A 17881-nucleotide genomic window follows, 5' to 3' on the forward strand; every position below is an offset into this window, starting at 1 on the left:
CCGGCGATGTTTCGTTTGAGTCGGCAGCCGGCCGAGCGACACGTGGCGGGCATCCTCCAAGGACTCTCCCGGACATCACAGGCCGCCCCGTCCCGTCGTCGACACAACCCGATCACATGCTGCCGAGCACCACCTCGATTGGCTATGCATAGACCGACGACGAGGACACCGGCACCCGTCTTCCAGCCCTGACGCTAAACACCTCACGCTGATGGTCGGGCGATCGTCGTCGCCCTCAGCGCGGCATGAGGGGATCACCACGGCGCACGCTGCCAGCGGCGACTTGCAACCTCACGGGCCCCGCGTGAAGGACCCGCCCTAGGGGGGACCCTCGTTGGCGACCTGAATCCGACAGCCCGATACCTGCCCTCGCTGATGAGAACAAGCGTTGTATGGAACGCATAGGAAGGAGCAGGAGATGACCGAGACGAGGTGGAAGAGCGTCAGCAACCGAGCGAAGTGGGCGGCCCGCGGCGCCTCTTTCGTAGGGAAGGTCAAGGCCACCAAGGTCGTGTGGTTCCCGCCCAAGCCGGTGGAGACCGCCAAGGAGGCGGCCTCAACGGCCGAGGACGAGACGATCAGGGCGGCCAAGACGACGAGAGGTGCTCTCAAGGGGACGACCGGTACCGCCAAGAAAGCGGCCTCGACGCCCGAGGAGCAGACGATCAGAGCGGCCAAGAAGACGACCGGCACCGCCGAAAGGACGACCGGAACCGCCAAGAAGACGACGGGCACCGCCAACAGGAAGACCGGCACCGTCGAGAGGACCGCCCGCACCGCCAAGACCGTGGGCGGCACCGCCAAGGACGTGGCAGGCGGAGTACGCCGTCAGAAGTTGGCCAGTGACACCAAAAGTGACTGACCGACCCGGTTTCCTCGTCACTCGCCCCATCGGCACGACCGGTGCGGCATGGCCGGACGAAAGTCCTCCGCGCGGCAGTAGAGGACGTTCGCCACCCACGATGCGGCGCTCGGCAGCCCAATGTGTCGGTCTGCTGGCTCACGGGCATGAGAGCATCCGCTCATGTCCAGCGATCGCCCTCCAGAGCGGAGGCTTTCCTACGCCCAGCGTGCCGGTCGGCGTTGGCCCTACGCGCTGATGGCGTGCGTGACGCTCGCCGTTCTCGGACTACTGCACGAGGGCCGGTGAGACTGGACCCTGAGCACGCGTGCTTTGAGCTTGTCAGTGCCCATCGGCGCGACGAGCGTGATCTTGGCACTCATGCTTGGCGTCTTTCCGGAAAGGCGGCCGGGCGGCAGTAAGGGGCTGTTCCGCAGGTGCACATCGACCCACGAATGACCGCACGTTAAGCGACATGACAGGACGTTCTCGGAGGGCTCGCGTCGCATGTCGTGGTGTGATCTGCACGTGGAGATCAGCGATGGGCCGCGCCGCAGTGGGCTGCTTCCTGTCAGTGGTGGACACCGCGTGTACTGGGAGGAGTGGGGCAACCCAGACGGCGTCCCGGCGCTTCACGTGCACGGAGGACCAGGCGGTGGGCTCGGAACTAGCGGCTACCGGCAGCGGTTCGCCCTCGATGTCACCCGCGTGGTCGGGTTCGAGCAGCGTGGCTGTGGCCGCTCCACGCCGAGCGCTGGCGAGGCGGACACCTCCCTCGTCGACAACGACACGGCGCATCTGATCGGTGACATGGAGGCGGTGCGGGTCCACCTCGGGATCGACGCCTGGATCCTCAACGGCGTCTCATGGGGCTCGACGCTCGCGCTGGCCTACGCGCAGGCGCACCCGGAGCGGGTCCTGGGGATCGTGCTGAGTGCGGTGACCACGACGAGCCGCGCCGAGGTCGATTGGATCAGCGAGGGCATGGGCAGCATCTTCCCGGAGGCTTGGGACCGGTTCGCCGGTCACGCCGAGCAGGCCGGCATCGGGTACCGCCGCGGCAAGGGCCGGCTGGTCGAGGCCTACGCGCAGCTGCTGGCCTCGCCGGACCCCACTGTGCAGGACGCGGCCTCGCGGGAGTGGGCCCGGTGGGAGGACACCCACGTCAGCATCGGCGCCGGCGGGTTCTATCCCGATCCGCGCTGGGACGACGACCAGTTCCGGCGCACATTCGCGCGGCTCACCGCGCACTACTGGTCCCACGGCGGGTTCTGCGACCCGCCGCTCCTGCAGCGGATGGATCTCCTTGAGGGCATTCGGGGCACGCTGATCCACGGGCGTCGGGACATCTCGAGCCCGGCCGTCACCGCCTGGCAGCTGCATCGGGCCTGGCCCGGCTCGAACCTGGTCATCGACGAGGGCGAAGGGCACGGCGGTGGCTCCATGACCGCCCGGTGCCACGCCGCTAACGTGGACCTGGTCGCGCACGCGGAAAGCGCCTCGAAGGGCCCGTCCGCGGCGGGATAGGGATTACGTAAAGCTCGAGGTGCAAGGTTTCAGTAGCGAGCCGGAGTGGGTGCCGCCGGCGGGAGCGCTGAGCGCGTCACGTCGGTCGTTCAGGTCAACCGGATGTCGAGGAACGGGAACGCTCCTCGATCCTCGTTGGTCAGGTCTGAGGGGCCGGTGATGTCGGTCCAGAAGGTGACGACGGTCCCCCTCGGTTTCCGTTCGCGAAGGGGCTTGAGGTCGCCGTCCGGTATGCCGTGGCGGTACGTCTGAGACCAGGCTCCGTCGTCGCGGTGGTTCTCGTGAGTGAGTGCGCTGCTGAGCGCTGCGACGGTGGAGATGCCGCGTCGAGGCAGACCGTCTGGCAGTAGCGGCGCGTTGTTGATGTCGGTGAATCGGACGTCAGCCGTGGCCATGACCGGTTTCCGGATGACCCGGCCGTCACTGTCGCGTCGCGTGTCGGTGCCTCGGCCATCGTCTTCGATCGTTACGGCGCCGTCTGCGTGGGTCGTGACGATGACGTGTCCGGTCCGGCCCAACGCGGCGGCTTCGTCGTTGGCGTACGCGAGGACCTCGAGGATGAGGTGTCGTCGACCACCGGCTGCGCCGGGTGGGCCCAGGAGGCGACTCACTTCGTGCAGGTGCTGCTCGTCCAAGTCGCTGCCCCACTCGTGCGTGGTGGCGGTCCATGACGATCGGTCGCTCATCACTCTGACACTAGGTGCCCGGTCATGCAGGGGGCGCGCCAGCCCGCCGGGGAGTTCACTCTCGGCGGCATGAGCGGTAAACGTCTCACGGCGATGAGCGGACGGCGGTGCTAGCCCTGAAGTCGCTCGGCGCTGCTGCGCCAGGCCGGCGGTACCTCGTCGGTGGCCCAGGAGGCGGCGGTGAGCTCCACGGGGATCGCCAGCGGCTCGAGCTCCTCGACGAAGATGCGGGTCATCGTCTCGACCATGGGCGGGTTGAAGCCGAAGCTCTCGGTGTCGAGGGTCAGGACCAGCCCGCCGTCGTGGACCGCGGGTCCCAGGACGCCCTCGACGAATCCGCTCGCGTCGGGGTCTTCCGTCCCGTCCGGCAGGATGCCGAACAGGCGGTCGGCCACCCGGCGCAGAGCCAGGCCGAGCGCGTCCGGGACATCAGCGTCCGTAGCGACGGGGGTGCTGATACGAACGTGGAACCGGGCTTCCCCGACGTGGCTGACGACGTCGGAGCCCGGGTCCGCGAGCTGCCCCGGCAGCAGCTGGAGCGACTGGCCATCGGGTGTCAGCACGAACTTCAGGCCCATGCGCCCGTAGATGTTCTCGTCCACCCGCACGTACGTCGTCACCCGATCCAACCCCTTCGCCGACAGGCCGCACCGCGGCTGAGCCGTCACACCGTACGACGCGTGCGGGCCTCGAGCGGGACATCGGCTCAACCCTCGGGCGGCGCGTCCCATGCATCGTTGCCGAGGCCTGCTCGACTGGCAGATCCGGCGTCACAGGACCTTGAGATATCGGGTGGCCGAGTAGCCGATGGTGTTCAGTGATGTCGCGGTTCGGATGACGCGCAGGTCGTAGGTGCCGCGGGTCGAGAACGAGGTGGTCAGCGATGACATGCCGGTGGTGGGCGCTGCGATGCTCTTGACGGTCTTCCAGGTCGCGGTGCCGTGAACGCGGGTCTGGAGCCAGACGCGCGCGCCTGACTGGTACGGGTAGGTGGTCGCCTTGACGGTCACGGTGCGGTATCGGTACGTGGAGGTCGGTGCGCTCGTGATGGTGGCGGCCGCGGTGGAGGTGACCGCCGCGGCAGCGGATGACCAGGTGACTCCGGGCGCCGGCGTGGCGTAGAGGGCACGGACCTGACCGTTGGACCGGCTGACATAGGTGAACGTGGCGGTGCCGCCGGTCACGGTCTTCGTCGAGCCGAGCGTGACCCAGGCCGTCGTGCCGGTCTTGCGGAACTGGACGGTGACTGGGACACCGGCTGGGGTGGGCACCCTTGTGTAGATGGCGCGTTCGTCGCGCAGCGTGAGGGTGACCTTCTGGGTCGAGCCGTAGCGGGTCGCCGGCGCGGTGATGCTCTCGACGGCGCGCGCCGCGTAAACGGGAAAGGTGCCCCGGGCGGCTTGGACGTAGGGAGATCCCGCGTCTGCGGTCACCGTGTATCCCGCCGTGCCTGCGGCTTGGGGCATGAAGGCGGCGGATCCGGTGCCGTGCTGCCCGCAGGCGCTGCACCAGGTACCCGTGGCGGCGGTGGTTCCGTCGGGGTTCGTGAACTCCCATGCGCTCAAGTCGATGACGCGGCCGGCAGGTGCGTCGGCGGATATCCCCAAACTGCTGGCCCGTCCGACGAAGGCGACCCCGGGCGTGACCTTGATGTTGAGGCTCACCACGTCGTAGCTGCCGGTCACCGGCGCTCCGACCTGCTTGTCGAAGGTCGTGCTGACCAGCATCCTGGTCGACACGGTGTGATGCCCCACTGAAGCGGTGCCGAGGTCCACGAGACGCGAGGCTGTCACTTCCGGCCGGGTGAGCGTCGACGGCCACCATTGCTGGTCGTCGCCCGGGTTCAGAACTACCCCGTCACGGGTGACCTCGACGTAGCCGACCTTGTCGGCGAGCGGCCCGCGCAGGGTCACTGTCGCCACTCGGTTTGTGCCCACCAGGTCGGGGGTGGCGTCCATGTCGATCGACATGGCGGGCGTGTGCCGCACGATGATCGGCCGGTAGTCGTAGGAGGTGCCGGCGGCGTACCAGCCGTCGGCGCTGCGTCCGCGGGAGTACAGGCTGTACGACCCCTCTGGCAGCGCCGAGAAGTCCAGGGTCGCGGATGCCTCCCATGCGGTGTCTGCCTTGGTCCACTCCGCCACGGTGCGCTGAAGATAGTTGTCGCCGGCCGGCGGCGTGGGCCCGGTTGAGGGGTAGACCCGCACTTCGACGGTCTCTCCGGCAGCGGGTGTCTGGCAGTTCGGCGTGCAGCCGATCCACTGGGTGGGCGTGAACTTGAGCGTGGTGGTCGTGTCGACCACGGTCGCGGCATACCCGGCCGTGTTGGGGGTCGGCGTCGTCATACGTGTGGAGTCGTGGCCGATCGCCGGCGAGGCGAAGGTTAGGTACGGCAGGGCATGTCCCTCGCCGCTGGGCGTCGTCCACGTGTACCTGAGGTAGCCGGACGTGGTGCCTGTGCCGGCGTCAAGGAAGCCGTGCAGGGGTTCTAGGTACAGCTCCACACGGCAGGTGTCGGCGCACTGCGCCCGCGTCACCGTGCGTGACGCTTCGTCCCCGGCGAAGGTGGCAGTCAGCGTCGTGTCGTCCTGGTCGCCCAGTGCGACGTCGAAGGCGGCGGTGAAGCCCCGTTGGACGGTGGATCCCGCCTCGGGCGAAACCATCGTCACGACGGCGTCCCCGGTTGCCGTGGTCTCGCCGGCCACGGCACTCGCGGACGGGACGTGCAGGGCAGCCAGGAGAGTAGCGATCGCCACGGACACGGCGCGGAACGGGTGATGTGGCATCGAGGCAGACCTCCGGGCGGGTGCGACAGCGCGCTGGGCGCGCGCAGCATATCCGTGCCCAGACATGCATTTGCTAGGAATCACCCAGTTCGCCACCCCCGTCACATTTCGGCAATCTTCTCGGACCTCTCGAGGGCGTGAAGGCGCCGATCCCCGTAGCTGATGGGAGCAAACGCAACCGGGCCAACTTTCCCTAAGCGGCTACTTAGAGACTGGTTGCAGGATCGGTGTCCGGCCAGACTCGGTCCAGGTGCTCGGCGAAACGCTCTCGTATGCGGCTGCCCACCGGCGTCATTGGTGTGGCTCTCTGATGGCATGCGCGCTCGTCGGGCACCGCGCGAGGAGAGGCTCTAAAGGGGTTTGTTCTGCTCGAAGTAGCGATGCCCTCCCCGCTTCCACATCACCGAGGGAACGAGGAGGTGCAAGGGCGATGGGCGTGATCATCGGGATGGACCCGCACAAGCGCTCGGCCACGATCGAGGTCATCGACCAGACCGGGCGAGTACTGCAGGTCGGGCGGTTCGACACCACCGAGGCCGGCTACGCGGCGATGCTCAACGCGGGTCGAGGGCACGGATCGGCAGGGGAGCGGGTGTGGGCGGTCGAGGGCTGCAACGGCATCGGCCGACACCTCGCGCACCGGCTCGTCCACGACGGGGAGCAGGTGGTGGACGTGCCGACGAAGCTGTCGGCGCAGGTGCGGGTCTTCGCCACCGGTAACGCCCGCAAGGTCGACCCGGTCGATGCGCACTCGGTGGCGCTGGCCGCGCTGTACGCGCCGGCCGAGCCCGGGCTGCGCCGGGTGCTGGTGGAGGATGACCTGGTCGTGTTGGGGATGATGGTCGATCGCCGTGACGAGCTGGGTCGGGCTCGGACGCAGACGGTGAATCGGCTGCATCGGCTTCTGCTGGAGCTGATTCCGGGCGGGGCGAAGACGTTCCTGTCCGCGCCGCAGGCCCGCGCGCTGGTCGCGAAGGTCAAGCCGCGCGACCTCGTCGGCAAGACTCGGCGCCGGCTGGTCGTTGAGCTGATCGGTGAGCTCGAGGTGATCGACCGCAAGGTCAAGATGGCCGAGAAGGAGCTGACCGCGCTGGTGCACGAGCGCGGCTCGACGCTGTTGGAGCTGACCGGGATCGGCCCGACCGGCGCCGCAAGGTTGCTGGCTGACGTCGGGGACATCCACCGGTTCCGGGACAAGGACCGGTTCGCGTCCTGGAACGGCACCGCGCCGCTGGACGCGTCCTCCGGGGCGCAGCAACGGCATCGGCTGTCCCGTGCTGGGAACCGCCGGATCAACCGGACGCTGCACATCATGGCCGTCGTGCAGCTGCGTAACCCGACCCCGGGGCGGGAGTTCTACNNNNCTGACTCCAGCGTGACCGGCTCACAACCCCACACCGGCTCTTCGGAGCAGCCTCTTCCCGGACCCGTCACCACCCAGCGTAGAACCCCGGTCCTCGCCACGTCTTGACCTAAAGGGGTGCCATGAGCGGTAAAGGCCTCACGCTGATGAGCGAGCAGCGGTGTCCTAGACCAGCGTGGACGGGTCCGTGTTGGCGCCGCAGACGATGACCGCAACGCGCTCATCATCGTCCGGCACGTAGCGGCCCGAAAGCAGCGCGGCGTAAGCCGCGGCCGCCCCGGTTTCTGACGGCACCCGGTACTCGCTCCACAGCATCAACCGAGCCTGCAGGATCTGTTCATCCGTGACGAGAACCGAGGCTGGCGGCTCCTTTTCCTGGGCGGCGAAGGCGAGGTCACCCAGACGCCGGGCACCCAGGGAGTCGGATGCCACGCCTGAGACGGCGACATCAACGGGGCGACCTGCCTCCATGGCGCTTCTGAGGGTGGGGCAGCGTTCCGGCTCGACCGCCACGACGCGGGCACGGCCGAGGGTCGAGGCTGCAACTCCTGCGTACAGACCGCCCCCACCGACGGCGACGATGATGGTGTCGATCGACGGCTCGTCCTCCAGGACCTCCTCCGCAACGGTGCCCGCCCCTGCTGCGACCTCGAACTGGTCGTAGGCGTGAGCGAAGGCTGCACCGCTCTGCTCACCGAACACGACGGCGGCTTGGTACGCCTCGGCGTACTCGCTGCCGACGCGCCGCACGTGCGCGCCATAGGCCCGGATGCGTTCGACCTTGACCTCCGGAGCCGTCTGCGGCACGAACACGGTTGCTCGAATGCCCAGCTCCCGGGCGGAGAACGCCTGCGCCAGGCCGGCGTTGCCGCCCGAGGCCACGACGACGCCGGCGTCACCGATCTCGCCCGTCTCCATTCCGGCGAGCTGGCGATTGAACGCACCTCGGGTCTTGAACACGCCGCAGTGCTGAAGGAACTCGCACTTGAGCCACACTGCGTCGCGAGCGGAAGGGCGCATCAAGGGGGTTCGGCGAACACGCCCGGCGATTCGCTCCGCTGCTGCCTGCACGTCACTTCGACCAACCATCACTCCCCGAGTATCGCGGACGGATCGGACCGCTCATCGGCAGAGTTGCCCAGCACACGATCCGCGGCAAATCCGGTAAACGCCTCCCGCTGATGAGCGCGCACTCGAGACACCTGTTCATGCAGACTTCGTACCGTGATCGCCACATGAGGCCGGCGTGCTGAAGCTTCCCCCGTCCATACCTCCGTCCGCCCCATGGTCTCGGACGAAGGTGATCGCGCTGCTCTCCGGCATCCTCGCCGGCCTTGCTGCTGCAGCAGTGGTCATCGTCGCGGCCGGGTTCGCTGAGGGCCGTTGGGAGTCCTACATTGTGGGCACTTCCGGTGTAGCGGGTCTGTGGTCGGGCTACTACACGTACAAGGCGATCACGAGCAGGACGCACGCGCCTGACAAGTGACATGTCTCCGCGGCGGAGGAGCACACAAGCGACCGGAAAGTGTCCGCGCCCAAGATGGCGATCCGCGGCAGAAGCGTGCGTTCGTAGACGTCCGTCGGGACGGTGCCGATGGTCCTCCCCGGGCTGTTGCGTGAACCTCAGCCGAGGACGGTTATTGAGGTGTCGCATGCCGCGCGTGCAACCTCACCGGATTCCGCCTACTCCGGAGTGCAACCTCCGATCCGGAAGCGATCCGTCCGCAATCCCCACTAGTGTCGAACCACGCCCACGAGAGGACTGAGCATGGCGACATTCGGCGATGAAGACCTCAGCGGCTCAACATTCGACTGGACCAACTTGAGTGGGTCGACCTTCCGCGCGGCGTCGCTGAGCAACGTGACCATCCGGGGCACCGACCTGCATCACGTGAAGATGACCGGCGTCGAGTTGATCGACGTCGAAATCAGCGGCGAAATAGAGGGCCTGCGGATAAACGGCGTCGACGTCACGCAGTTCGTCGCCGACGAGATGGACCGACGCAACCCCGACCGGATAAAGATGCGCCCCAACGACCCGGCCGGATTCCGCCAGGCGTGGGATCTGCTGGAGGAGGTGTGGGGCGGCACCGTAGAGCACGCGCGGCGCCTCGACCCCGCGCTGCTGCACCAGCGGGTGGACGGCGAGTGGTCTTTCATCGAGACGCTGCGTCATCTCAACTTCGCGACCGCGGCATGGATCGGGCGGGCGATCGACGGAGATTCTGCGCCTTGGCACCCACTCGACCGTCCCTGGGACGAGGCGCCGACCGACCGGGGCTTCCCCCGCGACCTCGACGCGCGGCCCACGTTGGATGACGTGCTAGAGATACGCCGCGAGCGACAGGCCGCTGTGCGCCGCGTGATCAAGGGCCTCACCGACGAAGCGCTCGCCGCCCCTTTCCGCCCGCCCGCCGACCACGGCTGGCCCACGCCGGCGTACGGGCTGACGGTCAAGGACTGCCTGCGCATCGTGCTCAACGAGGAGTGGGAGCACCGGCAGTACGCCGAGCGCGACCTCGCGCAGTTGCAGCAGCAAGCGTCCGGAGGGGACCTGGGATGAGCCTGGCCAGGTCATACACGGTGGTCCCCGCTTAGCTCAGGTCCCTTGATCGGGCGGTGAAGCCGCACGCCAGCGATGCGGAAGCGCGGACATCCGGACGCCACAGATCGCGCGCTCCCGCGCACACTAAGCGGCAGGGTCGGCGGTCGTCCCCTCCTCTGCGCGGCAGTAGCGGCTACTTGTTTCATTGACGTAGGACCGGTGCCTGCGCAGGCTCGGTTCAGGTGCCCGGGATCGTCGCTCGAAATAGCGGCTGCCCACGCCTTGTCGTGTGGCTCTCACATGGGTTGCGCCGCCCGGGCACCGCCGGGCAGGAGAGGCTCAAGAAGGGATTGCTCTGCTCTAAGTAGCGGTGCCCTCCACGCCCAACCAGTGACAGGTTCGAGGCAACGGAGGACGCGGTGAATCAAGACGTCTCGCGGGTCGTGATCGGGATGGACCCGCACAAGCGCAGCGTGACGATCGAGGTCATGACGGCCGACGAAACCGTCGTCGGAGGCGGCCGGTTCGACACGACCGTCGAGGGCTACCAGTTGATGCTCGAACACGTCGCGGCGTGGCCGGAGCGGGTCTGGGCCATCGAGGGCTGCGAGGGCATCGGACGGCACATCGCGCACCGGCTCCTCGCCGACGGCCAGGACGTGGTCGACGTGCCGGCGAAGCTGTCCGCCCGGGCCCGGGTGTTCGCCACCGGCCAGGGCCGCAAGACCGACGCGACCGACGCGCACTCCGTCGCCCTCGTCGGTACGAGGATGGCAGGGCTGCACCCGGTCGTGTCCGATGCGCAGCTCGAGGTGCTGCAGCTGCTGGTCGACCGTCGCCGCTGGATCGGCGACGAGCACACCCGCAAGATCAGCCAGCTGCACCGAATCCTGTTGGAACTGCTGCCTGGTGGGGCGAAGAAGTACCTCTCCGCCGCCCAGGCCAAGGCCCTCCTGTCCACCGTCAGGCCGCGGGACGCGGTCGGCAAGACCCGCAAACGCGTCGCCGCGGAGCTGGTGGCCGACCTGGAGCGGATCTACGCCCGGAAGAAGGCCGCCGACAAGGAGCTCAAGGAGCTCGTCGCCGCAACCGGCACCTCCCTGCTCGGGTTGCACGGCATCGGCCCGTCGGGTGCGGCGCGGCTGCTCGTCGAGGTCGGGGACCTGTCCCGGTTCCCGGACCGCAACCACTTCGCCTCCTGGACCGGGACGGCCCCGATCGACGCGTCCTCCGGCGACCACGTGCGCCACCGCCTCTCTCGTGGCGGGAACCGTCAGATCAACCGGGTGCTGCTCATCATGGCCACCGTCCAGCTGCGCACCCCGACCGAGGGACGGGCCTACTTCGACCGGAAGAAGGCCGCCGGTAAGAGCTCGATGGAAGCGATGCGCTGCCTCAAACGGCGGCTGTCCGACCTCGTCTTCCGCACCATGCTCAGCGACTACGTCGCCGGCAAAGTGACGGGCCCGGGAGGGCACCGGGGCAACGTCTCTGACTCCAGCGCGACCGGCTCACAACCCCACACCAGTTCTTCGGAGAAGCCACTTCCCGGACCCGTCACGACCCAGCGTAGAACGAGGCTCCCGGCGGCGTCTTGACACAGAAGGGAGCCATGAGCGTGCGCCTGCTGAGCCAGGACTCAGCGAGTGTGAACCGGCTCGGAGGTCGGCTGCCACTCCCGCCTGAGCAACCCGAAGACCCAGGAATCAGAGACCTCGCCATCCACGACGCAGTCTTCACGCAACGTCCCTTCGCGCACGAACCCGAGCTTCTCAAGCACACGGGCGGATGCGATATTGCGCGTATCTGCCGCAGCCTGGACACGATTCAGATCCAGCGTGTCGAACGCCCATCGAAGCAGAGCACCCGCGGCCTCCGTCGCGTAGCCGTGGCCCCACGACGCCTCGGTGAGGCAATAGCCCAGTGAGGCGCTCCGGTAGTCCGGATCCCACTTGCTCAGGTGGCACCACCCGATGAAGGCTCCGTCAGAGTCGCGGTCCACGGCTACCCGCGCCCCAGTACCCTCTTCGGCCATCTGCCGGCAAGCCTTGATGAAACGCTCGCAGCGCCCGCGATCGCTCCAGGGCGGCGAGTCCCAGTAGCGCAGCACAAACGCATTGCTCTGCAACTCGAAGAGGTCGTTGGCATCCGTGTCGTCGAAGGGACGCAGTCGAAGGCGACGAGTCAGCAGCGTGGGGGTCGGCAACATTTGCGTCATTTCCCTCTCCGGTCGTTGGCCAGTCAACCCAACATCTCGTGATGCCCGTTCGCAACGCATTTCCTCGGCCCAGGAGCAAAACAACGAGAGCGGTCATCGGACATGACGGACTTGGTTCAGGTGCCGGAGGCCATGTAGGCGGCGAGGATGTAGTTGGGGTGGCGGTCGAGGTTTTTGCGGGCCCGGTCGTAGCGCATGGTGGTGCGTGGGTCGGCGTGGCGGGCCGCGATCTGGACGTCGCGGAGGTCGATGCCGGCGTCGAGCATGGTGGTGACGAACGGGTGTCGCAGCATGTGCGGGTGCATCCTGGCGCTGTGGACGCCACCGGCTTCGGCGAGGTGGTGCAGGCGGCGGGTGGCGCAGTGCCGGTCCATCCGCGTGCCGCGGCTGCTGCGCAGGACGGGTCCGCTACCGCGGCCGTCAACGGCGCGGTCGATGGCCCGGGCGACGGTGGGCGGCAGCGGGGTCAGGACGACCTTGCCGCCCTTGCCGAACACGCGCAGGACGCGGTGGCCGTGCTCCTCGCCGAGGTCCTCGATGCTGGCACCACAGGCTTCGAAGATCCGCAGCCCGAGCAGGCCGAGCATCACCACCAAGGCGAAGTCGTTGCTGTTGGTGGAGGTGCGGGCGGTGGCGAGCATCGCCTCGAACTGCAGGTGAGTCAGCCCGAGCGTGGGGGACTCGACGGGCACGTTCGGGCGTCGGACGTGCTCGGCTGGCGAGTGTGTGAGGACGGCGTCGATGACGCAGGTGCGGTAGAACCCGGCGACGATGGCGATGCGTCGGCTGACGGTCGAGGGCTTGTAGCGGCGGCTCTCTTGCATCCACCGGATGTAGAGCTGACGTGGGGCCGCTGGGCGGTCAATGGGTCCAAGCCTTGGCCGCTGCACCAGATGAGGAAGGCGCGCAGGTCGGACTCGGTGTGCACCCGGGACTGGCCCCTGAAGCGGGCGAGGTAGGCCGCGACCGCCCGTCGGAGCGTGTCGGATTGCGGCGGTAGAGGGATCGGGACCAAGACGTTCTCATACGTAGTCATCCTCGCAGGGTGACCCCAGCTGGCAGACGGCGACAACGCCGCACCCTTCCCGTGGCACCCGCCACGCGGAGCTCGTGCGGCGGGCCGCTCGCGCGCGCTCGATCAGCGTCGCCGAGGTGCTCCGCGCTCCCACCACTGGTTCGGTGCCCGCTCGCGGATGTCGGCCGCCACCCACTCGACGTCCGCGCCATTGCAGAACTTCCAGAGCTCCTTCGCCGCGCGGGAGTACTGGAACAGGGCTTGGTCTGCCTCGAACGCATCGACCTCACCGGCGCGGAACCGCTCGATCTCGACCCCGACTCGCTCCAACAGAAGACCCAGTTGAGCTTCGTGATAGGCACCGACGGTCTCCCACGCCGCCCGCCGCTCAGAACTTGGGGCCATGCACGTCAGGTTAGTCGGGCGCCGGCTGATGGGTGTCGGCCTAGGCCGACACCTCAACCAGACGCGGTCGACCGTTTACCCGAGAGCGGCATGAACGCGCAGTTGGGGCCTGCCTGCGCCAGGAGCTCGACGCTTGCGCCTGGTGCTCGGCGCTTCGGCCAGACTGAGCGAGTCGTAGTCCCGGTTCGGACGATAGTCTGTTCGGGTTCGAGTTGGATTCCGCGCGGGCCGAGGAGTGGTCCAGGTGTTCCTTGTCGTGGGTGCTACGGGAGAGCTGGGTGGACGGATCGTCCGCCTGCTGCGCGCCGACGGACACGACGTTCGGTGCCTTGTCCGGGCGAGCAGCGACGACGGCGGGCTGCGTGAGGTCGGAGCAACGGTGGTCCGCGGCGACCTCACCGATCCGCCCAGCCTGCGTGTCGCCTGCGAAGGAGTAGATACGGTCATCGCGACGGCGGCCGCCATCGCCCGCATCCTGGCGGGGGCGCGGACTCCGACCATCCGGGAGATCGATGAGATCGGCATGCTCGCGCTGGTCGACTCGGCCGAGTCGGCGGGGGTCCAGCGGTTCGTCTACATCTCGGGCCCCGACCTAGACGCGAGCCTAGGGCCGATGGATCGTGCCAAGCTGGCGGTCGAGAAGCGTCTGGGAACGTCACGAATGCGGACCGTGATCATACGGTCAGACGCCTTCCAGGAAATCCACCTGGCACCCGTTGGTCGCTTTGACATGGCGGCTGGCAAGGTGTCGGTGATCGGCCACGGAGACAACCCGCGACGCTGGATCGCCACCGACGACGTCGCGGCGCTGATGGCGGCGGTCGCGGTCGAACCCGACCCCCCGGCGATGCTCACCATCGGGGGTCCCGAGGCGATGACCAAGAAGGAAGCCATCGCACTCGCCGAGCAACTCACCCAACGGAAGATGAAGGTTCAGCGCATGCCCCGACCGGTCGCCCGCCTTGCGATCCGGGTCCTGGCCAGACGTTACGACGCACTCGCCACCGCCTTCGGAGCTGGCCTCCACCAGGACACAGTGGAAGCTACCTGGGACGACGGGCCACTGCGCGAACGAGGAATCACCCCCCGACCGGCCAGCGATTTCATCCGCGAGCAAGCCCGCGACTTGGTGTGAGCAACGCCCGACGCCGGGCGATGATGGTTTCGGCCAGACCTCCAGTGGCGTGGCCAACCCTCGGGTGGCGTGGGTAACGCCCGCTTATCGGCATGTCCGGACGTCTGGACACCATCAAGGAAGATCGCCACCCCGACCACGGCCCGATCCCTTTTAAGGGGTCGCGGTCGCGGTCGCCGTCGTCGGGAGTCCCCTGGGTCAAGGGCGTGACGTCGCGTGCGAGGCCGACCCGATCCGGGTCTGCGCAGCACCCCACGGCGCTGGCCCCAGGCGATTCCGGTTCCTCAGCCTGCCTCTAGGCGTCTCGCAGCTGGGCCTTCATGGTCGGCAGTCGAAGCGCCTACGCGGCTTGCCCCGGCTCAGATTCCGCAAGGTCGAACTGCACATCGCACAGTCGACACCGCCACCAACCCGGCTCCGCCCGTCCCGAGGACGAGAGGAGCCGTCCAGCGCTGGTCATGGGGGTTCCCTACGGTTCGGCTGGGCCACGGCTCAATACACCGACGCCCGACTGACGCCGACCACCCGAGCGATGGAGGCGATGTCATGCTCACGGCCGGCATACATGGTGCGAGCAACCCTGAGCTTCTCTGGCGTCCAGACGGACGACCGGCCACCGCGACGCCCACGAGCGCGGGCCGCCGCAAGGCCGGCCACGGTCCGTTCGCGGATCAGGTCACGCTCTGACTCAGCCAGGGCGCCGAAGACGTGGAGGCTGAGCTTCCCGCCAGTAGCGTCGCCGCTGCGACCACATCACAACACCGCCGCGCCAGGCCCGCCACGCCACCAAAGGTGCCGCCATCAGCATTCGCTCACCTCGTGGGCGAAGGCACCTTCACTTGTCCGATCTGTGAGGAACCAGACAAGACATCGCATTTCGGAGACGCGGCTCTCCGGGGTCCGACAGCATGGCGCGGGTGCACCCGGCAGGACCCCCATCGGCCGGGCATCCACGATGCCCAGACCCCCAACTGGGTATGGCGCTGCCGTCGCCCTCCCACTCCGCGACGGCAGCGCCCTTCGCCTACACGGCCATGGCACCCGGGCCTCACTTTCGGGACGCGAGCTGTCGGCGGTGACGCCGTTCTCCCGAGGGGAATGTGTGTAGCGCGGCGACGCCCGATGTGTGTCGCGTCCGGCGGGTAGGCGATGGTCAGTGCCACCGCTCGGAGAACCCTCCCATCACCTCCCATCCGAGCGGTGGCGCCCTGCTGCCCGGCGGGCCGACACGCGAGCCATGAACGACCGAAAGACCGAGCGACCGAGCGACCGAGCGACCGAACGACCGACCGAACGACCGGCATGCTCCAGCTCGACCAGCGGCTCGACTGCGGGGTCATCGCGGCCGACGAGCACCGCGGGGACGGTGCCCGGTAGCCAGAGCGCCGTCGGGTCATCCGCACCCGCGAGCCGCCCCACACGCCGGGTGCTCGTCACGTACTTCTCCCGGCGGGCGAGAACTACTACTACGGCGGCCGCCGGGACCTCCCGGTGGGAAACACCGAGGTCCTCGCCCGGATGATCGCCCAACGCCTGAGCTGCGACATCCACCGCATCGAGGCGCTCGACCCGTACCCCCGCGGCTACGACCAGACGGTCGCCCGCAACGTCCGCGAGCAGGACGCTGACGCCCGGCCCGGCATCGCCAACCGGCTGGCGTCCGTCTGGGACTACGACGACGTCCTGCTCGGCAGCCCGATCTGGAACGCGCGGCCCCCGATGAGGTCGGCGACGCAGACCAGGCCGTCACCGCGTGGCTCACCCGCATCGAGTTTCAGACAGGAACCCCGTCATGACCGACACCCGCGAGACTGCCCACCAGCGCCACCGCCGACTCGACGAGGGGGGTAACACCAGCCCCCTCCCAGCGGGACAGCTGCGCGCCTACGGTCGAGGACATGACGACATTGCAGATGAACAACCAGGTCGAGATGCCCGCCATCGGACTCGGAGTCTTCCAGACCCCACCGGAGGAGACCCGCGCCGCCGTCGAGGCGGCCCTGGCGACCGGCTACCGCCACATCGACACGGCCGCGGCATACGGCAACGAGCGCGAGGTCGGTGAGGCCCGCCCGCTACCCCGAGGCCATGCAGAAGATGATCGACCGCTAACCCGCCCGGCGCGGGAGACTGCTGAAGCGGCGCGCGGAGCTATCAGAGCTCCGCCAGCGGCAGCAGTCTCCGCGTGTGCCGGGAAATGGACCGGGCGCTGCCGGGTGTGTACGAAGGAAGGACGCGCTCAATGCCACCGAGGTTCGACGTGGAGGCGTACATGGGCCGCAACGTCAACGAGCGCTCCTTGCACGTCCTCAAGCAGTGGCGCGGGCCGGCGACCAGGTACGACAAGCTCGCCCTGACCTACCGCGGCGGCGTCGTCCTCGGCCGATCATCACCCGGCTCCGCGAACTGGGAGACACGCCCTAGTGCGCACAAAGTTCGAGAACCGCGGCTCGCGCCCGGCTGGCCCTTTTTCGGTCAGGATCTCGGCTGCCCTCAGCGATGGGGAAGGACAAGGTCGACCAGCAGGCCGGGGTGATCCGTGGTTCCCTGCATGTCCATGGCCAAGTGGGAGCCCACCCGGACACCAGGACTCACCATGACATCCTGAAGAGCGGCGTCGTCGAGCCGCTGGTAGCCGCTCGGCAGGCATGACTGTGAGCTGGGCGAACCGCGAGCTGCCAGGTTCAGATCTGCGCTGACGATGATCGGGTCGGACGCGTGGGCACGACTGATCCTCGACGTCACCGAGCCCAGCAGGTAACGGCACTGCTCGAGCGCCACTGTCCTGTTGGTGCTGGACGTGTGAGTCGTGCAAGCGGAGAAACGTCTGGCCACATCGATGCAGACCCAGACGCGCTCCTCCGTGTCGCCGGCATCTTGAACAGGGTAGACGCCGCTGTAACTGCGGGAGCCAACCGCGGGGGAGGGAACCACAACCAGCAGGCCGTCGCCGAACTCCTGGCCGTCCTTACACCGGACTGGTGTCTGGCTCTGGCGATCTCTCGCGGGCGCGAACGCGGAGGCAACCGTGCCGGCGGGGAAGGTGGGCGACATGGCCCCCTCGAGGACGCCCAGGTCATCGCGGCATACCTCGTTGACGCTGATCATCTGCGGCCGATGCTGCCGGACCAGTGCCACCGCCATGCTCACGGCACGGCCGGTGTAGCACGCAGCGCGACCGCTGTTGCAGAGGTTCATCTGCAGCACGCGCATCGTGGCCTCGACCGGACCGGTCGATGGCTGGCTCCTGCTCGTTGTGTCGCTCGCCGCGTGACCAGCCGCGCAGCTCCCGAGAGAGCCGACCAAGAGCGCCATCAAACACGCGACGGCGGCAGCTCCGAGATGGCCGCGGTCGAGCCC

General features: G+C 68.1%; 17 protein-coding genes and 2 pseudogenes. 10 read left to right on the top strand and 9 right to left on the bottom strand.

Annotation, left to right across the window (positions count from 1 at the left end; all coding sequences use genetic code 11):
- Positions 1–418 precede the first annotated feature (418 nt).
- Both ABD194_RS15925 and ABD194_RS15930 read left to right on the top strand, forming a co-directional pair.
- Positions 419–862 carry a hypothetical protein gene (locus ABD194_RS15925; RefSeq protein ID WP_343993104.1) on the top strand — a complete coding sequence of 148 codons (444 nt, stop codon included), beginning with the start codon at positions 419–421 and terminating at the stop codon, positions 860–862.
- 567 nt (positions 863–1429) lie between these two features.
- Entirely contained in the window at positions 1430–2368 is a 939-nt protein-coding gene (locus tag ABD194_RS15930; RefSeq protein WP_343993106.1) for an alpha/beta fold hydrolase, read from the top strand.
- Positions 2369–2457: 89 nt separating this feature from the next.
- Here ABD194_RS15930 and ABD194_RS15935 read toward each other — a convergent pair whose 3' ends face one another.
- From ABD194_RS15935 to ABD194_RS15945, 3 genes are all read right to left on the bottom strand, one after another.
- The gene (locus ABD194_RS15935) at positions 2458–3054 is read right to left on the bottom strand and encodes an ATP-binding protein (RefSeq protein ID WP_343993108.1); all 597 of its coding nucleotides are present in this window, start codon (positions 3052–3054) and stop codon (positions 2458–2460) included.
- Positions 3055–3164: 110 nt separating this feature from the next.
- Complete coding sequence (locus ABD194_RS15940) at positions 3165–3674, bottom strand: hypothetical protein (RefSeq protein WP_343993110.1); 510 nt, start codon at positions 3672–3674, stop codon at positions 3165–3167.
- A 150-nt stretch (positions 3675–3824) separates the two neighbouring features.
- Entirely contained in the window at positions 3825–5840 is a 2016-nt protein-coding gene (locus tag ABD194_RS15945) for a hypothetical protein (protein ID WP_343993112.1), read from the bottom strand.
- A gap of 448 nt (positions 5841–6288) precedes the next feature.
- Here ABD194_RS15945 and ABD194_RS15950 point away from each other — a divergent pair, with 448 nt between their 5' ends.
- On the top strand, positions 6289–7311 hold the full coding sequence (locus tag ABD194_RS15950; RefSeq protein WP_425580019.1) for an IS110 family RNA-guided transposase: 1023 nt from the start codon (positions 6289–6291) through the stop codon (positions 7309–7311).
- Between the two features lie 57 nt (positions 7312–7368).
- Here ABD194_RS15950 and ABD194_RS15955 read toward each other — a convergent pair whose 3' ends face one another.
- Positions 7369–8292: a threonine/serine dehydratase gene (locus ABD194_RS15955; protein WP_343994183.1), complete on the bottom strand. Its 924-nt coding sequence runs from the start codon at positions 8290–8292 to the stop codon at positions 7369–7371.
- Positions 8293–8449: 157 nt separating this feature from the next.
- On the opposite strand from ABD194_RS15955, the gene ABD194_RS15960 reads away from it, so the two are divergent.
- The 3 genes from ABD194_RS15960 to ABD194_RS15970 all read left to right on the top strand — a co-directional run bounded on the left by ABD194_RS15960 (position 8450) and on the right by ABD194_RS15970 (position 11346).
- Entirely contained in the window at positions 8450–8689 is a 240-nt protein-coding gene (locus ABD194_RS15960; protein ID WP_343993116.1) for a hypothetical protein, read from the top strand.
- Between the two features lie 282 nt (positions 8690–8971).
- Complete coding sequence (locus ABD194_RS15965; protein WP_343993118.1) at positions 8972–9766, top strand: DinB family protein; 795 nt, start codon at positions 8972–8974, stop codon at positions 9764–9766.
- 434 nt (positions 9767–10200) lie between these two features.
- Positions 10201–11346: an IS110 family RNA-guided transposase gene (locus tag ABD194_RS15970; RefSeq protein WP_486388610.1), complete on the top strand. Its 1146-nt coding sequence runs from the start codon at positions 10201–10203 to the stop codon at positions 11344–11346.
- Positions 11347–11387: 41 nt separating this feature from the next.
- On the opposite strand, the gene ABD194_RS15975 is transcribed toward ABD194_RS15970, so the two are convergent.
- The 3 genes from ABD194_RS15975 to ABD194_RS15985 form a co-directional block, all read right to left on the bottom strand.
- Positions 11388–11966, bottom strand: coding sequence for a GNAT family N-acetyltransferase (locus ABD194_RS15975; protein ID WP_343993122.1), 579 nt, complete (start codon positions 11964–11966; stop codon positions 11388–11390).
- Between the two features lie 116 nt (positions 11967–12082).
- Positions 12083–12790, bottom strand: a complete 708-nt coding sequence (locus tag ABD194_RS15980; protein WP_343993124.1) for a tyrosine-type recombinase/integrase — start codon at positions 12788–12790, stop codon at positions 12083–12085.
- A 314-nt stretch (positions 12791–13104) separates the two neighbouring features.
- A complete protein-coding gene (locus ABD194_RS15985; RefSeq protein WP_343993126.1) occupies positions 13105–13311 on the bottom strand; it encodes a hypothetical protein in 207 nt (68 codons plus the stop codon).
- Positions 13312–13630: 319 nt separating this feature from the next.
- On the opposite strand from ABD194_RS15985, the gene ABD194_RS15990 reads away from it, so the two are divergent.
- Positions 13631–14521, top strand: coding sequence for an SDR family oxidoreductase (locus ABD194_RS15990; RefSeq protein ID WP_343993128.1), 891 nt, complete (start codon positions 13631–13633; stop codon positions 14519–14521).
- A gap of 492 nt (positions 14522–15013) precedes the next feature.
- On the opposite strand, the gene ABD194_RS15995 is transcribed toward ABD194_RS15990, so the two are convergent.
- The gene (locus tag ABD194_RS15995) at positions 15014–15217 is read right to left on the bottom strand and encodes a hypothetical protein (RefSeq protein WP_425580020.1); all 204 of its coding nucleotides are present in this window, start codon (positions 15215–15217) and stop codon (positions 15014–15016) included.
- 795 nt (positions 15218–16012) lie between these two features.
- Between ABD194_RS15995 and ABD194_RS16000 the strand changes: the two genes are divergently transcribed.
- From ABD194_RS16000 to ABD194_RS16010, 3 genes and pseudogenes are all read left to right on the top strand, one after another.
- Positions 16013–16372, top strand: coding sequence for a flavodoxin (locus ABD194_RS16000; protein WP_343993130.1), 360 nt, complete (start codon positions 16013–16015; stop codon positions 16370–16372).
- A 47-nt stretch (positions 16373–16419) separates the two neighbouring features.
- A pseudogene (locus tag ABD194_RS16005) lies at positions 16420–16587 on the top strand (aldo/keto reductase); the annotation flags it as partial.
- Positions 16588–16766: 179 nt separating this feature from the next.
- Positions 16767–16901, top strand: a pseudogene (locus ABD194_RS16010) (IS5-like element ISMt1 family transposase); the annotation flags it as partial.
- Positions 16902–17014: 113 nt separating this feature from the next.
- On the opposite strand, the gene ABD194_RS16015 reads toward ABD194_RS16010, so the two are convergent.
- Positions 17015–17734 carry an endonuclease/exonuclease/phosphatase family protein gene (locus ABD194_RS16015; RefSeq protein WP_343993132.1) on the bottom strand — a complete coding sequence of 240 codons (720 nt, stop codon included), beginning with the start codon at positions 17732–17734 and terminating at the stop codon, positions 17015–17017.
- Between the last annotated feature and the right edge of the window lie 147 nt (positions 17735–17881).

Origin of the sequence: Terrabacter terrae, assembly GCF_039529575.1 — a bacterium.
Lineage (GTDB): Bacteria > Actinomycetota > Actinomycetes > Actinomycetales > Dermatophilaceae > Terrabacter > Terrabacter terrae.